Annotated in this window: 20 protein-coding genes and 3 pseudogenes; 4 read left to right on the forward strand and 19 right to left on the reverse strand. The window is 31.4% G+C overall.

Annotated elements, in window-relative coordinates; genetic code table 11:
* Together ACYVEC_RS11440 and ansA are read right to left on the reverse strand one after the other, a co-directional pair.
* A pseudogene (locus ACYVEC_RS11440) lies at nucleotides 1–160 on the reverse strand (hypothetical protein); the annotation flags it as partial.
* A gap of 50 nt (nucleotides 161–210) precedes the next feature.
* Complete coding sequence (gene ansA / locus ACYVEC_RS11445; protein WP_063225006.1) at nucleotides 211–1,218, reverse strand: asparaginase; 1,008 nt, start codon at nucleotides 1,216–1,218, stop codon at nucleotides 211–213.
* A gap of 184 nt (nucleotides 1,219–1,402) precedes the next feature.
* Here ansA and ansR point away from each other — a divergent pair, with 184 nt between their 5' ends.
* The 3 genes and pseudogenes from ansR to ACYVEC_RS11460 all read left to right on the forward strand — a co-directional run bounded on the left by ansR (nucleotide 1,403) and on the right by ACYVEC_RS11460 (nucleotide 2,625).
* A complete protein-coding gene (gene ansR / locus ACYVEC_RS11450; protein WP_063225005.1) occupies nucleotides 1,403–1,780 on the forward strand; it encodes an HTH-type transcriptional regulator AnsR in 378 nt (125 codons plus the stop codon).
* 196 nt (nucleotides 1,781–1,976) lie between these two features.
* Nucleotides 1,977–2,214, forward strand: a pseudogene (locus tag ACYVEC_RS11455) (nitroreductase family protein); the annotation flags it as partial.
* Nucleotides 2,215–2,253: 39 nt separating this feature from the next.
* Entirely contained in the window at nucleotides 2,254–2,625 is a 372-nt protein-coding gene (locus tag ACYVEC_RS11460; protein ID WP_063225004.1) for a DUF1304 domain-containing protein, read from the forward strand.
* Between the two features lie 173 nt (nucleotides 2,626–2,798).
* Here the strand turns inward: ACYVEC_RS11460 and ACYVEC_RS11465 are convergent.
* From ACYVEC_RS11465 to ACYVEC_RS11515, 11 genes and pseudogenes are all read right to left on the reverse strand, one after another.
* Nucleotides 2,799–2,975, reverse strand: a pseudogene (locus ACYVEC_RS11465) (nucleotide excision repair endonuclease); the annotation flags it as partial.
* A 208-nt stretch (nucleotides 2,976–3,183) separates the two neighbouring features.
* Entirely contained in the window at nucleotides 3,184–4,263 is a 1,080-nt protein-coding gene (locus ACYVEC_RS11470; protein WP_460506489.1) for a Ger(x)C family spore germination protein, read from the reverse strand.
* 2 nt (nucleotides 4,264–4,265) lie between these two features.
* A complete protein-coding gene (locus tag ACYVEC_RS11475; RefSeq protein ID WP_048563628.1) occupies nucleotides 4,266–5,348 on the reverse strand; it encodes a GerAB/ArcD/ProY family transporter in 1,083 nt (360 codons plus the stop codon).
* Between the two features lie 20 nt (nucleotides 5,349–5,368).
* Entirely contained in the window at nucleotides 5,369–5,497 is a 129-nt protein-coding gene (locus ACYVEC_RS11480) for a hypothetical protein (protein ID WP_460506564.1), read from the reverse strand.
* Complete coding sequence (locus tag ACYVEC_RS11485) at nucleotides 5,442–6,869, reverse strand: spore germination protein (protein ID WP_460506494.1); 1,428 nt, start codon at nucleotides 6,867–6,869, stop codon at nucleotides 5,442–5,444. Before ACYVEC_RS11485 ends, ACYVEC_RS11480 begins: the two co-directional genes overlap by 56 nt.
* 510 nt (nucleotides 6,870–7,379) lie before the next feature.
* Entirely contained in the window at nucleotides 7,380–9,785 is a 2,406-nt protein-coding gene (locus ACYVEC_RS11490; protein WP_098555969.1) for a PAS domain S-box protein, read from the reverse strand.
* A gap of 633 nt (nucleotides 9,786–10,418) precedes the next feature.
* Nucleotides 10,419–11,819, reverse strand: a complete 1,401-nt coding sequence (gene hblB / locus ACYVEC_RS11495) for a hemolysin BL regulatory component HblB (RefSeq protein WP_098555968.1) — start codon at nucleotides 11,817–11,819, stop codon at nucleotides 10,419–10,421.
* Nucleotides 11,820–12,192: 373 nt separating this feature from the next.
* Entirely contained in the window at nucleotides 12,193–13,320 is a 1,128-nt protein-coding gene (hblA, locus tag ACYVEC_RS11500) for a hemolysin BL binding component B (protein ID WP_001968418.1), read from the reverse strand.
* Between the two features lie 36 nt (nucleotides 13,321–13,356).
* Nucleotides 13,357–14,577, reverse strand: coding sequence for a hemolytic enterotoxin HBL lytic component L1 (hblD, locus tag ACYVEC_RS11505; RefSeq protein ID WP_063224998.1), 1,221 nt, complete (start codon nucleotides 14,575–14,577; stop codon nucleotides 13,357–13,359).
* 61 nt (nucleotides 14,578–14,638) lie between these two features.
* Nucleotides 14,639–15,958 (reverse strand): hemolytic enterotoxin HBL lytic component L2, encoded by a 1,320-nt coding sequence (gene hblC / locus ACYVEC_RS11510; RefSeq protein ID WP_063224997.1) that lies wholly within the window; start codon nucleotides 15,956–15,958, stop codon nucleotides 14,639–14,641.
* Between the two features lie 1,176 nt (nucleotides 15,959–17,134).
* A complete protein-coding gene (locus ACYVEC_RS11515) occupies nucleotides 17,135–18,364 on the reverse strand; it encodes a helix-turn-helix domain-containing protein (protein ID WP_063224996.1) in 1,230 nt (409 codons plus the stop codon).
* Nucleotides 18,365–18,794: 430 nt separating this feature from the next.
* Between ACYVEC_RS11515 and ACYVEC_RS11520 the strand changes: the two genes are divergently transcribed.
* Nucleotides 18,795–18,923 carry a peptidase gene (locus ACYVEC_RS11520; protein ID WP_460506502.1) on the forward strand — a complete coding sequence of 43 codons (129 nt, stop codon included), beginning with the start codon at nucleotides 18,795–18,797 and terminating at the stop codon, nucleotides 18,921–18,923.
* A gap of 623 nt (nucleotides 18,924–19,546) precedes the next feature.
* Here the strand turns inward: ACYVEC_RS11520 and ACYVEC_RS11525 are convergent.
* The 6 genes from ACYVEC_RS11525 to ACYVEC_RS11550 all read right to left on the reverse strand — a co-directional run bounded on the left by ACYVEC_RS11525 (nucleotide 19,547) and on the right by ACYVEC_RS11550 (nucleotide 25,486).
* Complete coding sequence (locus tag ACYVEC_RS11525) at nucleotides 19,547–19,765, reverse strand: alpha/beta-type small acid-soluble spore protein (RefSeq protein ID WP_075306942.1); 219 nt, start codon at nucleotides 19,763–19,765, stop codon at nucleotides 19,547–19,549.
* Between the two features lie 198 nt (nucleotides 19,766–19,963).
* Nucleotides 19,964–20,605: a nucleotide excision repair endonuclease gene (locus ACYVEC_RS11530; RefSeq protein WP_098555965.1), complete on the reverse strand. Its 642-nt coding sequence runs from the start codon at nucleotides 20,603–20,605 to the stop codon at nucleotides 19,964–19,966.
* 166 nt (nucleotides 20,606–20,771) lie between these two features.
* Nucleotides 20,772–22,187, reverse strand: a complete 1,416-nt coding sequence (locus tag ACYVEC_RS11535; protein ID WP_460506506.1) for an amino acid permease — start codon at nucleotides 22,185–22,187, stop codon at nucleotides 20,772–20,774.
* A 274-nt stretch (nucleotides 22,188–22,461) separates the two neighbouring features.
* Nucleotides 22,462–23,814, reverse strand: coding sequence for a branched-chain amino acid transport system II carrier protein BrnQ5 (gene brnQ5 / locus ACYVEC_RS11540; protein ID WP_460506509.1), 1,353 nt, complete (start codon nucleotides 23,812–23,814; stop codon nucleotides 22,462–22,464).
* 187 nt (nucleotides 23,815–24,001) lie between these two features.
* Entirely contained in the window at nucleotides 24,002–24,820 is an 819-nt protein-coding gene (proC, locus tag ACYVEC_RS11545; protein ID WP_063224992.1) for a pyrroline-5-carboxylate reductase, read from the reverse strand.
* 315 nt (nucleotides 24,821–25,135) lie between these two features.
* The gene (locus tag ACYVEC_RS11550; protein WP_460506518.1) at nucleotides 25,136–25,486 is read right to left on the reverse strand and encodes a DoxX family protein; all 351 of its coding nucleotides are present in this window, start codon (nucleotides 25,484–25,486) and stop codon (nucleotides 25,136–25,138) included.
* Between the last annotated feature and the right edge of the window lie 22 nt (nucleotides 25,487–25,508).

Below are 25,508 nucleotides of genomic sequence, written 5' to 3' on the forward strand. Positions count from 1 at the left end.
CTGCGAACGCTCTAATTAAACTTTCATGAATTTTGTACCCTGTAATCGGGAAATTTTCAACAGCTCGTAAAGTTTGAATTCCGTAATATGCCTCAATAGGTAATTCCTTTCCTCCCAAAAAATCCTTCTCCACTCGCACGTTCTTGTTTGTCATTGCCATTTTAATTTCTCCCCCATATTAAATGTAAAACCTAAATAAATCATATGAAGTCATTCCCAATCCTTATCAGATTTTATTGTTAAATCGTAGGCTAAAGGCTCTTCAATAATTTTTTTAATCTCTTCTAATTTATTAGTTTTCCCAAGCGTCCACATCAATTTTGCTATGATGGCTTCCGTATTCATATCTCCAGATAATATTACTTGATGTTGCGCCACTTTCCGTCCTACTTCATAGAGAAGTATGTCTTCTCCTTCTTCCAGGCATTGAGTAGTAATCACTACAGCAATCCCCATTTCAGTCAACTCTTGAATTTTCGAAAGCAAGTTCCTTCCTTCAAAAGGTAATCCACCGTTACCAAAACTTTCAATAATAACCCCTTTATACAAACCTTTTAAACAATCAAATATCTCTGGCTTTGTACCTGGATACAATTTCATAAGAAAAACATCCGTACATAAATTAGTACTTATTGAAAGTTCATTATGGGAGGACGTTGGCTTCCAATGATATTTCACTTCATCTTCATTTACCTCAGCAACATATGGATAATTCACACTTTCAAATGCATCATAACTTTTTGTTCGCATTTTAACTGCTCTCGTCCCAATAATCACCCTACCATCAAAAACAATAAACACACCGCCAACAACCTCACAGGCAAATCTAAGAGCATCAGCTACATTTTTCTTTGCGTCTGTCTTTTTAAAACTAATAGGTACTTGTGAGCCTGTTAAAACAACTGGTTTTCTTAAACCTTGAAGCATATAAGATAACGCAGAAGATGTATAAGCTAACGTATCCGTTCCATGTGTAATCACAAACCCGTCATAGTCATCATAGTGATTAAAAACAGCATTAGCTATTTCTTTCCAGTGCTCAGGTTGCATATTGGTACTATCAATATTCATTAAGATTTTACAATCTATTTCTAAGTTTCGAGATGACTTCGAAAAATAATTCAATAATTCCTCAGCAGATAATCCTGGAACAAGCCCTTCATTCCCCTCCACAGATGCAATTGTCCCACCAGTTGCCAGTAATAAAATTCTCTTCATACACAACCCCTCCATAAAATAAACAACGATATATCGTTCGCGAAATGCGTACTTATACTTATCATTATAGAACTTAATTTGAATTAATCAAGATTTTGTATTCAATACGCATACTTTTTTTCTGTTCTTGATTCTTTTTCTATGTTATAATTAATTTAATAAAATTAGATGGGATATGAGACGAATGTTGGAACGTTTATCTGAATTAAGAAAAAATCAAAGATGGTCCTTACAAGAGACAGCAGATCGACTTGGGATTGCGAAAAGCACCTATGCTGGTTATGAAAATGGTTATAGATTACCTTCATTACAATCTTTATCTAAAATAGCAGATTTATTTGATACGTCTGTAGATTATATATTAGGTCGAATTGAACATTCACACCAAAACAAAGATGTAATTGATATTACAAGACTCCTAAACGATCCAGATCCAACACTTTTAATAGATGGAGAAGTACTTTCAACAGAAGAGATAATTGATTTTATTGCTTTTGTGAGAAGTAAACGAGAACTAAGTTCCAAAAGAATAGAAAATATTGAACCAACATTTGAAAGTTGATTCAATAAAGAACGAAGACACTGCACTCTTTAAACTTAGAAATACTTAGACAATTAATTTGTAAACGGTTTATATAGGATTAACTTGGGGAATATTATTAATCCGAATTCATTTTATCAACTTTATATTTATAAATTACATTTTATTATTTTACATACAAAAAAATATCCTCCCTAAAAACTTCCATACCAAGAAAAATCGCGGAACTACACTGATTGATCTAGTACTTCTCTCCATGCAGTTCATGCTGGCAGCACGTGCACATGTATAATCCAAATCCACTCAGAGGGAATCACAAGGAAAATAGCAATGCATTCTTTGGTTTGGAAAAAGAGCGCTATGTGTCAGTTATACTTCTACCTATTGATATAGTAGCCGACGAAGGATATGCTTCATATCTTCTCCCTGTTGATAGAATTGCAAAATGGAAATAGTATAAAACTTATATTAAGGACTAAAGGAGGCAGAATAGTATGGAAATAATCGCAGCTATTTTAGTAGGAATCGTAGCATTAGAGCATTTATTTATCATGATTCTCGAAATGTTTTTTATTAATTCAAAAGTAGCACAACGCGCTTTCAAATTGCCGAAGCATTTAGAAGGAGATCGAAACGTAGCCATTATGTTTGCAAATCAAGGTTTATATAATGGATTCTTAGCAGCTGGCCTCATTTGGGGACTTATACTTGGAAACAATCCCATTGGTTATATGATTCAATTATTTTTCATCATTTGTGTGGTAGTAGCAGCTATTTTCGGAGGTTTCACGTCCAATAAATCAATTATCGTAAAACAAGGACTTCCTGCTATTTTAGCATTGCTTGCCCTTTTATCTGTCATATAGAACCAAAGCTTTTCAATAAAGGAACTCATTTTTGAAAAATACGCTATTCTTTCTGTAGATTTATAAGAAAGGATGGCGTTTTTGTATGTCTATTTCTGTATCGAAAGAATTTGAAAGTATAACAGATTTCAAACAAAAATTATGTCATAAAACATAGTTTTTTAGCCCACTCATTTTACTAATTTATTCTTTAACTCCTCCCTTTTTTCTTTAGCTTCATCAATTTCTAATAACATGGATTTTTTATTTGTCTGCTTAATGAATTGAGTATATAACTCTGGGAATTCTTTTTGAACTTCTTTATTTAATACTGTTTTATATTTAATCATATAAATAACTTGTAACAAGGTGTAAGTGTAACCTTTAGTATTGGTGTAGATTATGAAATTATGCTTCATGGAATGCTAATATGGTTACTGTAAGTGATAAAGCTACAGGTATAAAAACTATTAACAAAGCATCTTAATGTTTATGAGATGCTTTGTTAATAGTTTCTCTTCTCCCTAATCTCCTGCGAGATCATATTTATTTAAATTTTCTATATCTTATTTGATTTACTTATTCTGTAACACCAGATTGGGTAACCTTTACATCAGCTGTTACACGAAAACGTAAATGTTTATAGGATTCTTCCCATTCTTGACTGTTCCATTTTCTTACGTGAGTTCTACCAAGCTTTCTTAGTCCTATAGGATCTGTGCCTTGTTTAATAAATCTCTTTATCAATGTAGTTGCTTTTTTTTCTATTTCTTTTTCCATAATTTTTTCTAATTTTTTTATTTCTCTAGGACTATCTAATTTTTTTGTTTTTGTAAATTCTTGAATTTCAGCTTTAACTTGAATATGAGCATTTACGAATGGATGCTTGCTATTCCCCTCCATCTTATATTTTGTTCTAGCCTTTATATTCTCTATCGTGGCGTAAGTATTTGAAGAACCAGGTAGTTTGAATTGGTATGTGCCTTGTTTAAAAGTATCTGTCAACAATTTAAATACAAATAAATCTTTAGGTTTCACTTTATCAACCATTTTACATCTTTTAAAAAGTGCTATTCCATTTAACTCCAACACGTTATCTTTTTTAGATATCATCGGTAAATATGAATCTCTCGCATCATCATCAAGTTGGTTTAAAAACATAAAAAAATTTGTTTTTGGTTGCGTTCCATTGGCCATATTTTGCTCCAGTAAAGAGGATAGATAGGAAGCAATTTCTTTTTCTTTAGAATAGTTCCCCTTTAATAGTGATTCACCTTTTACATTTGTAATTGCTAAATAAATTGCATTTCCTACACTGGGATTTCGGTTCAAAGTCTCTAAAATTTCCTGCATTCCCTTTTCAATTATTTTTTCATTAAATATAATAACACGCAATTGACCTAACTCTAGAGGTCCAGAAGATTTTTCGGATGCTCTTGCAAGAACTTCTCTACCAGTCTGGCCTGATGCTGAATAGATTTTCGTTTCACCTTCCACGCCTCCTTTATAAGCTGCAATCGCAAAGGTTCCTTTTAGCTTACCTTCTGCTTCAGTATCATATGCCGCAACTTGAACTAAATCAATGTCATCCACAATTTTCGTTTTAGCACAACCTATTGAGAAGACACTTAATATAAGGAAAAGTATCCATCGCTTCATGTTTATCTCCTTAACTTTATTTTGGCGGTTTGAATTAGCCATAGTACAGGTAGGTATACATATATATATATAAAGCCAATTTGACCTGTCCAAGTATTTAATAAGTTAATTTTATTACGGTTATTCAAGAAAAATGATAAAACAAAGATGAATACGATGATAACTGGCAAAACATATTTTTGCTTTATTCCCAGTGCCTCTTTTATACCACGACTTACTCCCCATAATGTAAAGGAAACATTAGGTAATATAAAAAAAGCCCAAACAGAAACAATAATGTATTCAAACCGCTCTATAAAGGGAAATTGTATAATTTTAATCATGCTTAAATATGCCCATATCGCGCTCGCGAGTTGTTTTTCACTAAAAAACGCAAGAGTTAAAATCATAAGGTATGTGTAGACAATAGTCGTTACTAAATTTGCATAGTGCGCATATTTTTGAGACGTTTTTGCCTTTCTAATAAATGGGTAGTACAACAATAACATTTCAAATCCAAAAAAACTAAACATATTTCCTTTCATTCCTTTCATAATTTCTAGAAATGAATGCTGTGCAATTGGAAATAAATTTCGAAAATCTGCATACTGCAAAGGATAAAAAAATGTGAAGATTAGAATGCTTGGGATAACGATTCCAAAGAAGCCGATTCCAGCAACTACACGAAATCCTCCAGTCACAATGTAATAACATAAGCCTAAAAAAGCCCCAGCTATAACCCAAGATGAAATTGAAGGAAACATCCAAACATGTACTACTTCGATATAAGTATGGAGTGTTGTTGCACCTAACAATACAATATAGGATAAAAAAATGAAGTTGGACAATCCACCAATCCATTTTCCAAGTACGTTTTGATTGATTGCAATGATGTCTCCATTACCCTGATTTAAAATCTGATATATGATCCAAATCATAAGATTAACAGATATTCCAAAAAGTAGCGTACTAATCCATGCATCATTTCCAACTAATTTTGCACTAATCCTTTCAAAGCCAAGCATACCAACCCCCATCTGTATAGTAATAATTAAAAAAAACACCATATATGGAGAGACTTGATACTCAATTGGGATCTGTTTCATAATGCTCCTCCCTGTTAAATTCAATCATCAAAATCATTTCGTGATATGATTTTATTTTTCTCTACCTCTTCTGGATCAAAACGAAACCGCTGTTTAGATTTTGAAAAAATTGGACGTCGGAACATCGCTGAGATTGGCAGACGTATAATGCTGTCTTTCCAATCTGTAGGGCGTGTGGGATAAAAAGGGAACAAATAAGGACGTCTTAATGATTCTGTACGTAATAAGCGTGCTAAAAAGGAAAGAACTTGTTAAAACAATTCCTAATAAGCCCAGCAGGTGTGCAGCTATTATAAAAGGAAAACGAATTACTCGAATTGTATTACCAATTCGATATATTGGTGCTGTAAATGAACTAAGAGCTGAAAGTGCAACAATGATAATAAGTACGTTACTTGTAAGACTTGCCTCCACCGACGCTTGTCCAATTACAATACCCCCTACTATACCGACAGTTAAACCCACTTTAGTTGGTAAACGTGTCCCCGCTTCTCTCAGTAATTCAATCGTTATTTCTAAAAAAAGTGCTTCAATTAATGGAGGAAAAGGTACTTTACTTCTCGATATGATCAACGTTTCAAGAAGTTCTTTTGGAATAAGCTCATAATGATATGTTAAGATCGAAACATATAATGGAGTCGTTAAAACAGAAAAGATAAAAGCAAAAATCCTTAACAGTCGAAAAAATGAGGCAATAATCCAAGGCATGGTGTAATCTTCTGTCGTAGAAAAAAAGTCAATTAATGTTGTTGGAAGAGTGATAGCATAAGGTGAGCCATCTACAAAAAGTGCAATTTTCCCTTCTGCCAATACAGCTGCTACACGGTCTGGACGTTCTGTATTCAAAAATTGAGGAAATATAGTATTAGGATTGTCTGCAATTAACTCAATCAAATAAGTACTATCCAAAACATGGTCTGTTTTTATTTGACTCACCCGTTTTATAATTTCTTGTAGATTTTGATCATTTACAATTCCCTCAATAAATACAATTGCAACGGTTGTGTTAGAAAGGGAGCCTACTTTCAATTCCTTCATTTGTAAATAAGGTGTTGGAAGCTTTCTACGTACTAAATTTAAGTTTACATCTAAATCTTCAACAAACGCGATTTGTGGACCCACGATATTGTATTCAATTTCAGCTTTTGCAATATCTCTTTTTTCTTTCTTTGACACATTTATTAACAAGCCATTTAATTTATCTGTATCGAACTGAATAAGTATATGGCCGTTTAAAATACTATCCTGAATATCTTTCATTTGATTTGTTATTTTTGAATTTTCAAAGGGTAAGACAGACTGAATGTCTTGTAACGAATCGAAGCTCTTCTCTTTTATATAAGTCAAAACCTCTTCATGAAATATATTTACATCGATTAATGTTCTAAAATATGAAATGACTATAGAGGAATTATTAGAAGCAATTTCCAACGTTATAAAATCTTTAGATTTTTTTAGTAATTTCATTAAATCCTGCAAAGATTCTATAGAGTAAACAGATATTCTTTCATGTGGTTTCAATTGATAATACCCTTCCTTTCAGAAAGAAACTATATATAGTTTTCAGGAAATTGCTATTTTTAAAATTAGGGATGGTGATATGTAAATATACTTATTGAATTAATAATAACGCCTTTGAAAATAACTTAACCAAAATTAGTTAAAAAATGTATTAAAAGTAAAAATCAGAAATGTTTTCAAGCATAATTACGATATTAAAAACATCCTTTCTTTTGGTTCTAAAGAAAGGATGTTTTTATAACAGGCTTTTTCGAAGGTTTTAATTTAATCCTAATTATATTTTTTATAAATCCTAAAAGTACATTCCTTATTTTGGTATAATATATAGAAATTGTTTTTTAGAACGGTAGATACCTACATAAGCTAAGTTAAAGTGTCGATTAAGTCTCTCCATGCTTAATAAAATCCCTGTTATGATTTCTAACTGACTACACAGTTGAGTAAGAGCCGTAGTAGAGAATAGCATTACATTCTGTATGGTTTCTTAAAAAATTTCAGTAAAAGAATATATTAATTTTGAAGTGTACAAATAGGGAGAGTGACTTCAACTATAGTCCCCTTATTCACTTCACTCTCAATAAATACCTTTCCCTGATGTGTTTCAATGATTTTATAACAGATCATTAACCCTAAGCCAATCCCCTCTTCTTTAATACTATAAAAAGGTTCTCCGAGGTATGGTATACGTTCTTTTGGAATCCCACACCCTTGATCGATAAAACGAATGCTTAATTGATTATTATCAAGTATATTTAATTGAATCAGAATTTCCCCTCCCATCGGCATAGATTCAATTGCATTTTTTAATATATTAACAAATACTTGTTTTAATTGATTTCCTTCACATGAAATCAATGGAATACCAGGGTTAAGATCGATTCTAATTTTTATATTATTCATAATTGCTTGAGGTTGTAGTAGCATTAAAACTTGATCCATTAGCACACTAATATCATTAGGTTTTATTTTTAGCACCTGTGGTTTGGCTACCACCATAAATTCAGTTGTAATACTCTCTATACGCTCAATCTCTGATGATACTATATTAATATAACCCTGATTATTCTCATTTTCCGTTGATTTTAGTAATTGCATGAACCCTTTCATTGCAGTTAATGGATTATTAATCTCATGAGCCATTACAGTCGCTAATTGTCCTACAACAGCAAGTTTTTCAGATTTTCGTAATAATTCTTCTGTTTTTAGCCGTTCAGTAATATCACGAGAAATACTTAGGAAAACTTTTTTACCATTTAAGTTAAAAACACGAACACTAAACTCAGTTGTTATTACTTTTCCTGTTGGAAAAACATATTCATCTTGCAAAGTGAAGGAAGTTTGTCCCTTTTTAATTTTTTCTAATAACCTTACGATCATTTGAGAATCTTGTGGTACTATATTTGAAAATGATAATGAGAGCAACTCTTCTCTACTATATCCAAATCTTCTACACCCAACAGGATTTACCTCAATAAATCGACTTGGAGCATTATCTTCATTCAGCTCTACTACATATACCGCATCAGTCGCTTGTTCGATTAGTGCACGGTACTTCATTTCACTATCTCTTAATTGTTGGTGTAATCGATGCCGTTCTCTTTCTGCTTGTTTTCTTTCAGAGATGTCTCTACATATTGCTGATAAAGCTATCACATTTCCTCTTACATCTAGTATAGGAGAAACTGTCAGACTGACATCGAGAAGACTCCCATCGCTCCGTTGTCTAACAGTTTCTAATCTAGTAACCACAGATTCACCTGTTAGAATTTTCTGAATATTTTTAAGCGATTCATCCATTAAAAAATCTGGTACACAAGGTAATCTCTTACCTATGATTTCTTGTGATGACCACCCAAATATCTTTTCATAAGCTTTATTCGCTTGTAAAATATGCCCTTCTCGATCAGAAATGGTAATAGCATCTAGATTGTGCTTTATAAATGATTCTAATAATTCTTTGGTAGCGCTTAATTCTGATTCTACCTTTTTCCTTTCGGTTATATCAACTGTAGAACCAACAACTTCAATAACTTGTCCATTTCGTTTAATCGGCCTAAGCGCAATAAGAATAATAGTTTTATCATTTGGCCAAGGTAATTCAAATATAATTTCTTTTCCTTCCCATGCCTGAAGATAGTACTTCATCAATTGTGGAACTAAATGTGGAGGAATAATAGAAGCATCAATAGTACGTAAGCTTTTTCCTACCACCTGTTCAGAATAAAATCCGTTTTGATGATAAAACTGTCCATCACATAAAGTGTGTATAAAGTGCTTACCCACTTTTTTAAATTTAAAAATTCCTCCTTGAAGCTCATGTACGGTATCTGTAAGTTCTTGCTTCGATTTTTTTAATTCTCGATTCATTTTAGATAAGTCCTGTGTTAAATAATACAATCTCTGGTAGGCTTCCATAAGAAATAGCCCAATTAAAAGTCCTAACGCTATATATAATAAGCCTCCTGTGTAAAGTAATGTAGTATTAAATAATACGCCAACTAACCACTTTATTCCAATAAAAACAGAAAAATAGAAAGATGCACTTTTAAAAGGATGTAGTTTTTTAAAATAAGTTTTAAAAGTAGAAAATAGAATCCCCATACCTAAATAAGCAATCACAGGAGGTTCCCAATACCCTCCAATGTAAAAGACACGCATTAAAATTATGCTAATTAACGTAATCCAACCAGCAATACGACCAAAGTAAATAAAAGATAGAATAAGAGGAACAACTCGAAGATCGTAGGAAAATCCCATGTATGGAAAAGAAAAGAACATTAACGTAACTGCAATAATCCCTCCATAGAGCTTTTCGAAATATCGACTAGAATTAATTGTAAACACTTGAATAAATATTGCTGCGCTAACTAATAAAGAAAAAATAGAAAGATTGATGAAATAATCTTTAATAATCATGTAATGTCCCTCCTTGCATTAAGTGTATTCGACAAAAAAGCTAAAAATCCTACAAATAGTATAAACAGTTCAAATGCATAAAATTTAAACTAGGATAAAATCTAGAAAAGTAAATAAGGAGCACAGCAGATAAGATATTTTAGTGAAAAATAGTTTAAAAAAGATAATAGCAACCGTTAACTACTATTATCTTTTTTCTTTAAGTTATCGTAATATGTCTGAAACTCTATGGGACGTGGTATGTCATTTCATCGAACAATGATTATATACTGAGTCATGAATATAGAAATTTCAGCCATAATTTTTGAAGAATAACACAAAAAACAAAACTATCTTTGAAAATGGAAAAAACCTATATAAATGTCAACTAATCTATGTACAAAAACGTTCACTTAATTTTGTATAAAATTACTCCACTAGATGCTTCAGGATAACTACATAATTGTATAAGTGATGTACTTGAAACCTTTCGGTAAAACCATCCACATAATGCAACTAACTCCTTGGTTCAATATTTACTTTTTCTTGAGCTAAGTATTCTAGGACATAAGGAGAGATATGCCATTGCAATTTTTCAATTAACTTGGTGTCTAGTTTATTGTCCAGCTCCAATTACTTCGTTACTTTTCAGATTCAGTTCATTATATTTTGTACTTTGTCTTTATACACAACATATTCTTTACCATCCACTACTGCTACTACCGCAAATTCATCATTTGGATTGAATGAAAGCCAATCAGCCCACATGTTAGTATTAGCCCCTCCACTCCACATATTATGAACAGTGTTTTTAGTTAAATTCATAACTTTATAAGACGCATTTGGCGCATTTGTTCCAGTCTTTATTTCAAATGTGTAGGCATTATGAATTTTTTTATAAAAGTAGAAAACGTTTGCTGGACGAAGCTGATTCAAAAAATCCTGTTCTTTTTTCTCTGCAATTTTTATCCCTTCTTGCAAAGTGACAACATCTGTTTTTAATGTTTTCCAACTGTTTTTCGCTGCATTCAAGCTAGGGGTTAAGAATTTATATTTATTTTGATCAGCTTTTTGATCAGCTTTATCAATATGTCCCAGTACACCCGAATATTGAGAATCTAAATCCTCCCATTGCGTAGACATATAAGTAAGAGCAGTGATAGCATTATCAAGCATACTATGCATATCACTAATATTATGAAATGCAACTCCAACTACACGATTCAATGTTATTTTATAATCTACAGTCTGACGCAATTTTGCTAATTCAGGTTCTAGCCAACCTAACTTACCTCTTGCATCACCTATCATTATGCCACCAGCAATCAAGGTTGGAATAAAGGGGATTTTCACCATGTCTAATCCCTTAGATTCTATGTCTTTCTGATATTTTACTTGTCCTAAAAGGTCCTCTAGACGCTTTTGATCAGCCTCCACATCAGCACCTTGGTTTTTTAAAATTGATTGCAATGTCTCTTTATGACTTCCAAATGTTCTAACATCTTCTCCAATAGCATTTTTTAATTGAATTAATTCTTCTATTAATACTTTTGCAGACTTTTGATTTTGTTGAATTCCTCCTTGTAAATCTGTAATCCCTTTTTTTAAAGTATCTCCATTTCCAGTATTAATCGCCTCTACTAATGTTTCATAATGATTTTGAAATTTTGTATCGTATTCTATAATGCCTGTCAATGTATCTAAAAGATGTTTTTTTACTTGTGTATTCCATGTAACAGCATGTGCTCTTGCATTCTTTTGATCTTGTACAATTTGACTAGGTAAATCTGCATTTCCATTAATAGTTATTCCTTCAAAACTCACATCTGGATTATGAATTAGCAAATAAGAATATTCATTCATAGCTTTTGCAAATAAACCAGCATCTTGCAAAGCTTTTTTCATCTGTTCTTCATTTGCTGAAAGAGTCATATCTCCAGTGTTCGTTTGTTCAATTTCAATTGCAAAAGTTTCTATTGGTATGACTGCATAAGTAGTTGTTATAGTTAAAAATGCTGATACAGCGAATAGTTTATTAGGGATTTTTTTTATCATTTCGTATTCCTCCTCTATAGGGTATGGTTTCAAGTTCTAATCTTATTAAAAAGCGATGTCTTTCAAAATAAGTTCTACATCTTTTATCAGTATCGTTTGAACTTTCTTTAGCAGCCTTCAAATCATTAAGTATTAAAGAAAATTTATATAATCTGCTTCAAATTAACCGATTCTGTTGCAAATTAAAAAAACAAATAAACTACAAGGTTATTTTTTATTCGAATCATACTTATATATAATTGAAAGGCGAAGTCTTTAATGAGACTCCGCCTTTCTGTTATATAAGGATTTATTAATTATCACTTTTCTGTTTAACAGTTTAATCATAGACTTTCTATGTTTTAGTTTACTTTACAACAGAATTAATATTTCCCTATTTTTGTGGAGTAACAGTTTCCACTTTTAATTCCTTTATTCCTTCTTTTAATGTAACAGCATCTGTTCGTAATGTTTTCCAACTGTCTTTCGCTGCATTTAAATTAGGTTTTAAGAATTTAAATTTATTTTGATCGGCTTTTTGAGCTGCATTCTCAATATGCCCTAGAACACCCGAATATTGAGAATCTAAATCATGCCACTGCGTGGACATATAAGTAAGAGCATTAATAGCATCATCAAGCGCCTTGTGCATTTCATTAATATTACTGTAAGCAACTCCAACTACACGATTTAAGGTTACTTTATAATCCACGGTCTGACGTAATTCTGCTAATAAAGGCTCTAACTTACCTAAATTATCTCTTGCTACTCCCACTATGATACCGCCAATTATTGGTAGACCCAAAATAGCACCCTTCATTACATTAAACCCATCAGATTCTAATTGTTTATAATAGTTTACTGATCCTAATACTTCTTCTAGACGCTTTTGATCGGCATCAACATCTGCACCTTGATTTTTTAAAATTGACTGCAAGAGCTCTTTATTACTTCCGAATGCTCTAACATCGTGTCCAATAGAGTCTCTTAATTTAGTTAATTCTTCTATTAGTTGTTGTGCATACTTTTGATTTTGTTGAATTTCACCTCGCAAATCTGTAATCCCTTCTTTTAAAGTTTCTCCATCCCCTGTATTAATCGCCTCTACCATTGTTTCATAATAATTGTCAAATGTTGTATCGTATTCAACAATACCATTCAATGTATCTAAAAGCTGTTTTTTTACTTTCGTATCCCAAGTAACAGCATGTGCCCTTGCATTCTTTTGATCTTGTACGATTCTACCAGGTAAATCTACATATCCATTAATAGTAATTCCCTCAAAATTCACATCAGGATTCTTAATTAACATATAAGAATAGGCATTCATAGATTTTGCAAATAATCCAGCCTTTTGCAAGGTCTCTTTCATTCTCGCTTCATTTGCAGAAAGAGCTGTATCTTCATTGTTCGTTTGTTCAATTTCACTTGCAAAAGTTGTTACTGGTGAAACTACATTAGCAGTTGTAATAGTTAATAACGTCGATACAGCGAGTAATTTGTAAGGGATTTTTTTTATCATTTCATTTTCCTCCAATTTAGGTTTTAAATTTCAATTCTACTCCTGTTTAAAAGCAATATCTTTTGAAATGAATTCTGCATCTTTATGAATATCATTCCAACTTTCTTTAGCGGCTTTTAAATCATCTGGTATTAAAGAGAATTTGTGGTCTTGCATAGAATCGATATTATCCAGTAAATCTGTATAATTTGCGCCCATTGTATTCCATTGCTTTTGAATATTTGTTAGAGACAATATCGCTTGATCTACAGTCTGATATAAATATGCCAATGTTTCTTTCGCGTTAGTAAGCGAAAGAACTGCTTGATTAGCACGATCTGCTTTCATACTTAATTCTCCGATTTTGTTAGAAATTTCGTTATAGGAGTCCATATGCTTAGATGCTGTGACACCAGCCGCAGTTCCTAGACCGATACCAGCTGCTCCAAGAGCTGAAAGTCCACCAACAACAGCTGGTGTTGCTGTGCCGCCAGTTACAACAATAACTACCGCTCCTCCAATAGCTGCAATAACTAAAATAGCTGCTCCCAATCCACCACCAATTGACCATGCTAATACATCATCAAAATGTTTTTTCTGAGTAGAACGAAGTTGCTCAATTTCAGCTTGAAGTTGTGGAATCGTTGCCTGTTGACCTGCTAATATTGCAGTTAATCCACCTTTCCCATCTGGACCACCAACATTATTTTTAAACTCTGTAGAATTTTGATATAGTTTCCCTTTGAAGTCTTGTAGCATCTTAATCACATCTGTAACTTCTTTTGAATTTGTATTGATTGTAGTAATTAAATCATTTATACCCTCTTTTAGACCTGCCTTATCTTTCTTTTGTACCGTTTCTACTAATGTGTCGTAATAATTTTGAAATTGTTCATCGTAATTTACAATATTACGAGCAGTTTTTTGAATCTGTGGCTTCGCTGTATCTAACCAGTAATTCGCATTGATTCGTGACAGCTCTTGATTAAGGTGAATATTTTTGAGCAACTCTCCCCCCTCTGAGCCTAAATCGATATTAGATAAATTTACATTTGGTTGCTTAATCATTGTTTTTGCGTATAAATCCATTACTAGAATATGAGACCCTGTTTCAGCCAATGCTTTCTTCAGTCCTTCAGGGCCCAATGCATAATTGCCTACTTTTTGTTCTTGAGCGGTCGTTTCTTGTGCAAATGCATGAATAGTGTTACCAGTAGTAGCAGTTATAACAGTTGCTAATGTGGCTAAAGTTAGTACTTTGAATGGAAATTTTTTCATGACTATTCTCCTTCTTTCGCTAAATACCTATAATCTTTATAGATTTTCAAAAAACGTAATATCAAAATTTGTATACTTGTTCTTCAAGGTAACTTATTACATTTTTTAATTGTCTTAATGTATCTTTTTGAGACTGCTCGTTAGTTGTATCAACATTAGTAGATAATTTTGTAATGCTATTTTTTATTAGATTTAAATCTTCTTTATAGCGCTTTAGTAAATCAAGTTCTACATCTACTTGATTTGCAAACGTATGCAAATCATTTTGTGTAAGAAGAAGCATTGATTTTTGTAAATCAGCTATTGATAATTTCGTTGTTAAATCATATATTTTTTGATTTTGTTTCTCTAAATCATCTAAATATGCTCGCTGTTCTGCTGTTAATTTATTTACTTCAGCAAAAACGCCAAATGTTTTCTTAATCTTTTCAGTATCAATGACCTTCATCAGGTCATACTCTTGTGTTTTGGCTGCGGCTGCGGCTGCTATTTCACCTTGTTTGCTTTTCTCAATTGCTTCACGAGCTGCTTTTTTTGCTGATTCAATCTCTAGAGCAGTTTTACCTTGCTCTGTTGCTTCTTGCACTGCTTTTTTCTCTGCTTCTAGAATAGAGTTGTTAATTTCTTTTCCTTTGTTATACGCTGCCACCCCGACTTGAGCAGCTGGTTCAATAATTTCTTTTGAAAGACTATAAACTTCTTTGAATATAGCAAATCCCTGCTCATTTAAAGCCCCTGGTATTAATGCAATTTGCTGTAAATCATTTTGAATTGCTTTTTTGGTATTTAATATTTCATTTTTTAACTGGTCTATTTTTCCTGTTCCATCTGTACTTAGTATGCCTTGCGCAGTTGCCACATCAGTATCAAAATCTTTTAATTTTTTATCAAGCTGTAATTTAAGATCTGTTAATTCATTGATTTGCCGTTGCGTATTTTCTTGATTCGTCATAGCCATTTCTTGAAGTACTTCAAGTCTGTCCGAAAACCCTTCTCTATCTTCTTTATTGTCTACAAACGATTTTAATGTCGGGTAATAGCTATTAAATTTTGTTACAAATCCTTTACTTTTTGAATTTAATAGAATTAACTTTGGATAGAGTTCCGATGACCATTCCTTCATATCTTGTTTGATTAGGAATTGATTTGTATTTAAAGCTGTGACTTCCTCTAACTGTACATTAGGACTCATTAAAGATTGATCAATATACGTTTGGATTAATTTAGATTGCGCACCTAATTTTCGTAATGAAGAGGAAATATCCATGCCTTCCTGTTGAGTTTCTGCTTGAACGATTGGTGTTGCGAGAGTATTGATAGGAATATTTCCTCCAGTTACAATGGATGTGACTAATAATCCTGTAATTATTTTATTTTTCATTCCGTACACTCCTTTACCATTGTTTTTATAACTTAATTCATATAACTTGTACGACCTCTCTCTTTGTAAACTGGTTAGGAAGGAGAAATCTTCCAGATAGGGTAATATCGTTATTTTTTACTTCTAATAGGATGTAAGGATTTTACTTATCTCTCATTTCGATACTCTATTTTTTCAAATATAAATAGCAAAAATTTATTAACTATATTTGAATCAAGCACCCTATGAATAGTAAATTATAATTTTTCCCTAGAATTGCGGTTTAACTTACAGAACCGCGAGAATCAATAAACCAATGCTTATAGCTAATTTTGTCATAACATTTTTTAATTTAAATTTAGTAATATGTTTCTTAGTTTTGTCAGCAAACTCCTTACTAGACAACAAAAGGTGAAATTATACTGTACATCGCTTATACTTTTATTGCGGAATAACTTCACTTTTGTTATGCAGAAACTTAGAACACATTTATTACAAATTTGATTCTTGACCTCTCATAAATAAATTGACTATTTAGAAAATTATTTACGACATAATGTTACTTACAACTTCACTATAATTCCTATTAGCGTAACCTTCTCCTTTCTGTCTGGTCATACCAGTTATGTTGTTCATTAAAACATTAAATTTTTAATGCGTAAATAGAAAAATTTTGTCGATTAAGCTCGATAATTTACTGTTAAATAAAAATATGAACCGAAAAAAATTATATAAATATAGTTATTCGTAAATTTCATTTCTGTAATTGTAATGATTACAAATTAATGTGTATACGGTTAAAAATAACTATTTTAGCTCAACCAAGAAATTTTATTTTAGAAAAAATACTTATAGAATAATATAATAGGTCTTTTTATACTTTTTTACCTTTATTTAGTTATGTATAATTGCATAAAATGTAGATATATTTAGTAATATATGTTATATTGTTGATTTTTTCACAAAACATCCTAATATTATTAATAAATACCTAATATGAAGATATTAGTCTATAAACTTATCATCGTTATAAACATAGGTTTTAAATTACAAAAAAGCTGCAAAGCTTCCTTGAAACACTTTGCAGCCTTCTGTCTTTTTGTTTTCTTTAGCAAAATAATGGTTAGTGAATTTTCATTTTTTGGGATACTTACACCCATGTTTAAGTCTTTACATTGGAGACAGCAGATAACAAGCTTATATTATTGTATATTTTTCACGGTACTGCCTAGGAGTCATGCTAGTGATTTTTTTGAAAACTCTTATAAAATAACTTTGGTCATTAAAGTTAAGCCAAGCACAGATATCTGATAACGAATAAGTAGTGAGTGTTAATAATTTTTTTGCTTCTTCCACTCGTTCCCTTTGAATATATTCGCTTAAAGTGATTCCCATTTCTTTTTTAAATAGTTTAGACAGATAAGTAGGCGTAATTTCTAAATGATTAGCAAGTTCATTCAGAGATATTCCATCGTAAACATTTTTATTAATATGTTTTATACATGTAGTAACCGCGTAAGAATACTTTTTTGCATTGTATTCTTTCACACGATCTGCAAAGGTACGTAAAGCGTCCCCTGACAATCGCTTTACAGATTCTACACTATCTAATTGTTCCAGGGTTTGTATATATAAAATACTATGAGCAAAAGCAATATCTGGTGGCAGGTTTCCTTCTATTGCATATCGAGTGGCTAAGGTAATCGCAATAATTCCAAGGTTTTTTTGATTCCTGAGCGGATCCTCTATTAGCATAAGTTCAACATCTTCTTGCGAAACCGCATACATATACTGTATTAACTTTTTTTTATTTCCTTCTTTGATAGTCGAAAAGAAATCATTTACTAATGCCATATTATGCGTTTTAGGTTTGTTTTGTCGGCGTTTTAAAATATATAAATCAGGTTTCACAATTTTATTAGGAATTTCCTCTAGTACTTTATTTTTTTCCAAGACAATATCTACATCTAACTTTTCATTGAAAATCATGTAATGTAATAAAATTCCCATATCAATTAATGTAGTTTTTTTAATCTCAGATAAACACTGATAATAGGCAAGTCTTTCTTGAATGTTATCATTTGATTTAAATTCTTTCTGAAATTTTATGATCATATCATCTGAATCTTTTGGATGTATAGTAGGACCGATTATAATAGTCCCTTTAATATCATCATGATTTTCTATATGAATTAGAACAAAATTTTCAAGATAGTTGTTACTTCGGAAAAGTGGCAAGTTAAAGGGATCGCTTTCTTGATAAATATCACTAAGATGTTCTTCTTTTGAAGAATAAAAAGGACTACAAACATTATCAGATGTAGAATGATATAAAATTTTTCTGTCTGCAGATAAAATATGTACAGGGGCATTAAATGCTTTATGTGCAAGATCACACAAGTGTTGTATATCGATGGAAGTATTCATTACATTCTCCTTTATAGATCCATAAAATATATTCTGTTAGATATAATTCACGACAAATAATACTATAAAATATCAAATTAGTACAATTCACAACAAAATATTACTATATCTTTTTTATAAAAATCATATATTATTTAATTGTAGTTAGCATCTAAATATCAGAGTAGATAAGTAAATGAAATACGCTAAGTTCTTTTCTTAATTCTACAAGATATAATTATTGAACTTGAGAAAACAGTGAAGTACTACAAAATACAGTGGTAGTCAATGCGAGGACCAAGCTGGAAAAAGATTTAAAATGCAGCGAAAGTAACAGGAGATACTGTACCACCGCAAGAAACAACAGTCAAAGTTCCACTTCAATCATTTATACAAATGGAATTCAAAAAAAGAAATACTGCTAATTTAAATGTGAAGCTGAAAAACTATTTTGTTCCAAATTTTAGAAAAAGATAATAAAGAAGTCGTGAAATCGGAAACAGATGAAAGCGATAAGGCTATTCCTGAAACACTATGTTTTGAAAAGTACAAGGTGGAGGAAATTCAAGTACTCAATTAAACATTTAATTGAGAGAAAAGTCTTTTCATCAACAAAAAATAAGAACAAAAAAACGAATGGAATATTCGAAATGTTTTCGATATAATGCCAAATAGTTTTATCTAATTGGCACTATATTACTGGTCGCAATATTAGTTTTAATTTCCACAAAAGAGGAAAAAATATATATACTTTACAAATACTAAGAATATCAAACTAGATAGTTTTATTACCGCATCACATAAACTTATTATTAATTTCCAAATACAATAGTTTTTAATCAACAAAAAAACTTCAATAATTAAGGTGCACAGTAAATTGACCTCAAAACAGTAATTACTACAATATCAGTTTTTGCTTATTCTATAAAAAAAGAAATATCACTTAATAATTATGCCTTTATATCGATTTAGACATAAAACATTTTATTATATCGGCTTAAGTATTATGGAATTAAAATGGCAAATAACACCAAAAATCTTTTAAGGGATCATACATCGTTCTAATTGAATTAATTCTCTTTCGATACCTATGCCATTAACAAAACTACAAAAGGTTATTACAAAGAAATCTGAGAGGTTTTTTTAATTTATTTTTTTTGTAAATTAAAGGAAAAATAATCCGTATATATACGGATTATTTTCTTAATGTAATCTGTATTGACCTGTTAACTGTTTTTCAGCCATTCGAACTAAGCGTTTTGTAATCTCTCCACTGATCGAACCATTAGCAGATGATGATGTATCAGGTCCCAGTGTGACTCCTAGTTCAAGAGCAATTTCATACTTCATTTGCTCAATAATACTTGTAGTAGCAGAAATAAGAATTTCATTTGTATTACTTTCGTATCTTTGAATATTTATAATTGCACTTCCAATATATTTATAAATAACATGTGCCTACTCATGCTATTTATGCATGAGTAACCTAATTTCTTCTAGTATTTTTATGAGAATCCTTTCCCTCCCCATATTCCACCAATTAAATTTGAAACACAAATGTACATTGCATTTCAATATAACAATAAAAGTTACAAAAGCAACGAATTTACTACTTTAAAGTTAAGTGTTTAACCTTGAAGTACTTAAATTCTTTTTTCCAGATAAAGCATACATTATATCTTGATGCTTTATTGTCCTCTTATAATTATGTGGTATCGGGAATTTGTTTCGGTGTTCTTTCATTATAATTAAAGTTTGAAGTTCTATGCTCAATACTTTTGCAAGAACATGATAGTTATATCCATTGTTTAACAGAGAAATTATGTCATAAAACATAGTTTTTCCACCCACTAATTTTACTAATCTATTCTTTAACTCATCCCTTTTTTCTTTAGCTTCATCAATTTCTAACAACATGGATTTTTTATTTGTTTGCTTAATGTATTGATTATATAACTCTGGGAATTCTTTTTGAACTTCTTTGTTTAATACTGGTTTATATTTAATCATATAAGTAACTTGTAACAATGAGCGTTTTAATAAACTATCTTCAATGAGATACGCTACTTTATTAAATAAATGTACATATTCCTTAATATTGGAATAACTATTAAAATGAGCTAACACTCTACTTTTTATACTAAAAGCCTTGCCTACATAAATAATATTGTCATTATAATCTTTAATGAAATAAATACCACTGTCATCTTTTTCTAATTCATTATCCAGTTCTTCTAGACTCATAAAATGCAATTCACTCATACTTTCCTCTCCTTATTAGTTTTAAATCATGAAAAACAGGCAAGGTTTCTAAAAAAGGCACTCTGCTGTCCTAGAATTTTTCATTTTATTTCTTGCTAAATGTCAAAAAACTGTTTCTATGTTGCTCAACTATCACTATGATTATTAATAAAATTTTCTATCGTTATTATCTCGCAATTTTATCATGTAATTTCGATATCGTTTCCTCATTTAAATTACTGTGTTTTATCGAATAAAGGAAATATATTACTGCCCCAATAGTAATCCAAATACTAAAGTACACCCATGTCCTTAACGGTAAATTTAGCATTAAAAACACACAACATACAATTGAAACGCTTGGTAATATAGGTACAAAAGGTACCATAAATCCACGTTTTAAATTTGGGTGTGATTTACGGAGAATAATAACTGATAGACAAACTAACGCAAACGTCACCAAACTACCGATATTAACTAAATTAACCAATTCTTTTAAATCAATAAACCCAGCTATTATAGAGCTCCCTATTCCTGCCAATCCAGTTATAAAAGTGGGTGCTCCAGTTTTCTTATTAACTTTCGCAAATGATTTCGGTAACAATCCATCACGACTCATTGCAAAGAATACTCGTGTTGCCGCATACATATTTGAAAAAATAACAGCCATAAGGCCAATTACAGCACCTGCAGCAATTGCACCAGCGATTTTTCCTTGTCCTACCACTTCCATTACATAAGCCATTGCCTCAGGAACATTTAATTCTTTATAGGAAACCATTCCTGTCATAACAAGGCATACTATAACATAAATAATTGTACATATGATTAATGATGCAATAATACCGATGGGAAGATTACGTTTCGGATCTTTTACTTCTTCTGCTGAAGTTGCTAATATATCAAAACCCGTAAAAGCGAATAAAATAGCTGCTCCACCCGTAAAAACCCCACTTAAACCGTATGGTGCAATCGGTATCCAGTTCATTGGTTTTACATAGAATATACCAACTGTAATAAACAATAAAATCATACCAATTTTAATCAATACCATTATATTATTGATTCGTTTACTTTCCCTCGTACCACGGGATAACATCCATGCTAATATCAATGTAATGATTACTGCTGGTAGATTCACAATACCACCATGTAAAGGAATCGTTACTAGAGCTTTAGGTATCTCTAATCCAAATCCTTTTATTAAATTGTGGAAATAGCCTGTCCATCCAGCAGCGACAGCCGCTGTTGCCACAATATATATTAACAGTAAAGACCAACCTACTAGATGAGCAACAAACTCACCAATTGTTGCATATGAGTACGTATATACACTACCAGATGCCGGGAGTGTGGAAGCAATTTCTGCGTAACATAATGCTATAAATCCGCATATAATTGCTGCAAGTACAAATGAAAAAATAACTGCTGGACCAGCATCTCTTGCTGCTACTAATCCAGTTAACACAAGAACCCCCGTTCCAATTATCGAGCCTACCCCTAACATAATTAAATCAAATGCTCCTAATGTTTTCGTTAAGGTCTTGCTTTGATTATGCTCTAACAATTGTGTAACGGATTTCTTTTTTAATAACTTACTCATATTCTCTGTATCCCCTTTAAAATAAGGTTTGCTCTTCTCATTATTGTTGTATATAAATTTACTCAGTTATTAGATAGTCTTATAATATTTCTTTTACGTTAAATAAATTTAAAACATTCTATTTTTTCTCTTTCCTCCACTGTTCAACAAACATCAGCTATAATGTGTTATAGCTAATTCAATTTACCTCCAAAGATATAAATAAAAGATTTTTTCATTTCAAAGAGATAATTAGTTTTGTATGCCCGATAATGGTATGATAAACAAAAATAATTTATTTATTTAATTGAGTTTCACTAGAACTTAAGGTATTTTTCTTCCGTAATACACTAACAATATACCCACATACACCGCCTATAATAGCCGGAAATCCCCACCCTAAACCTACACTATATAAAGGAAGAAAGTGCTCAACAAAATTATGGATTATTTCGCTTTCTATTCCAGCAGCTTTTAATCCATCTAACGAACTAAAAATAAATGTCAATATCAAACTCCCTTGATATACTTCAAATCTACCATTGAATACAGAGTGTAAAAATGTTAGAAATATTAAGGTAATAGCAATTGGATACATAGTTATTAATACAGGGATTGAAATCTTAATTAATTGTGTTAACCCTATATTCGCAACTAGTGTACTGAAAACAGACAAAATAATAGCAAGTTTTTTGTAAGAAATCTTTGGAAATAATTTATGAAAAAAAGAAGAACAAGCAGTGATAAGTCCTACGCTTGTGATTAAACATGCTACTATAATCATTACACCTAAGAAAATTGCACCATACGAACCAAAGTAATAGTCCGAAACTTTTGCTAAAACTTCAGCCCCATTATTTAAACGACCTAGTTTTTCTACACTAGAAGCGCCCATATAGGAAAGGGCAGTATAAATAAGAGCTAAGAGTGTAGCAGCAATAGCCGTTGCTTTTACACAAACAATCATAAGCTGCTTTTTAGTAGTAGCCCCTTTTTCTCTAATTGCATTCACAATAATGATTCCGAAAACAAAAGCTCCAAGAGCATCTAATGTTAAATATCCTTCTTGAAAACCTTTAAAAAATGAATCTGATGCATACAATTCAATAGGCGCTTGAATTCTTCCAATTGGATGAATAAAAGTCACAACTACGAGGATCCCAATAACAGTCAATTTGATAGGAGTCAAAATTTTCCCAACTATATCAATAATCTTTGTAGGATTAAGGGATAACAAACATGTAACTGTAAAAAATAAGATTGTAAATACAGTTAATGCAACAGGATCTGCATCATTTGATAAAAAAGGTTTAATTCCAATTTCAAACGATACATTACCAGATCTAGGGATGGCGTAAAAGGGACCAATTGCTAGATAGAGAACGGTCGTAAATACAATACCAAACACCGGATGCACACGACTAGCTAAAGATTGCAAATCATTTTCACCTGAAAAAACAAATGCTGTTATTGCTAACAATGGTAAACCAACTCCAGTAACTAAAAAGCCTGCATTGGCTATCCATACATTATTTCCAGCCATTTGACCAAGCATAGGTGGAAAAATTAAATTTCCTGCTCCAAAAAACAATGCAAACAGCATCAATCCTATAATAATGATAAAGGAAGTAGGAACCTTATTTGACATAACAACTCCTCCGATTATAGATTTGTATACGCTCTTTATTTTTCCTATAATTTATATGTTAATATAGTTTATTCCAGCCTAGAGCACCGTTGCAGAAAGCCATTTTATGATCCCGAACAGCAACAAGCTTATAATTGAAATAACAACTTAAATTAATGGCTATGAATTTACGCCTAAACAAAGCTTCTCACCTATTAGTTAAACTAGACATTTCCATAGATTTTTGCGTACAACGTTTCATAGCTGAAATGATAGCTGTTCTTAAACCTTTTTCTTCTAATGTTGCTACAGCTTCTATCGTCGTTCCACCTGGAGAACAAACCATATCCTTCAATTCACCTGGATGTATTCCCGTTTCCAATACCATTTTTGCAGAACCTAATACAGCCTGAGCCGCAAATTTATAAGCTTGATTTCTCGGCATACCGTCAAGTACAGCAGCATCTGCCATGGCTTCTATAAACATATACACATATGCTGGAGAAGAACCACTAATAGATGTAACAACATCCATTAGTTTTTCATTTACGACCTCCGTCTGGCCGAAAATATTAAATATATTTAGTACCTCTTTTATATCTTTTTCTGTAACCATTTCATTAAAAGATAATGCAGACATTCCTTCCCCAACAAGTACCGGTGTATTAGGCATTACCCTAATAACCTTTAACTTTCTATCAAATTCATTCTCAGTGCTCTTAATACTTTTTCCTGCAGCAATAGTTACAACAATTACATCATTTTTTATATGGTCTTTTATTTGGTTAATTACCGATGTGTATAGGTCTGGTTTAATTGATAAAATTAAAATGTCAGCACTGTTAGCGACTTCATTGTTGTTAGTAGTTATAGTTATGCCATATTTATCACTAGCATTTTTTAAATTACTGACGTTTAAATCTGAACAAATTATTTGATTTGGAGACACTATATTTTTATTAATCATCCCACCTATCATAGCAATACCCATGTTGCCACATCCGATAAATCCTATTTGTTTATTCATAATAATTTGATCTTGCTCCTTCTATTCTAAACTTTATTGATTTTGAAATTATTATTCTAAATAAGGGCTATTACAATTACTGGGTTTATCAATAGAATTTAAAAATTCTCCTTCCTATAATGAGCTATGCTTTTGTATGTACTTTACAAGCATGCATTTAAAAAAATGAAGAGACTTTCTATTCATAGAACTATTAAAAACAAGAGTAAAATGGTGATAATTTTTCGGAATTAATATTCTTTAACTATTCACCATTTTAAATAGAGCTTACATATTCCTCTTATAATTACTTATTTTCAAAATTTATAGTTACGCTTAAGGAAATGTATTTAAATTCCAAATAATTATCGACGTAGATAGCATGAAACAAAGTAATGCAGGGATTATCATTAAAATAGATTGTTTTGCTCGAAAAATATGAGCATGAATGGCTCCGACCATGAGAATTGCTAATAATGTATTTGCTCCTAGCGCTAAGTATTGATTCCAAATACCACCGATTATACCTATTGCTCCAATAATTTCAACAAAACCAATTATAGACATAAACCATAATGAATATTGATATTGTTGCCAATGTTCTACCTGAAAAGATATACGGAAAATTTTTATGAATCCCCCTACTACAATAAAAATTGCTAAAACTACCTGAAGAACAATCATCATTTAAACTCGCTCCTTTTAAGAC

Source organism: Bacillus sp. MN7755 (genome assembly GCF_054771475.1).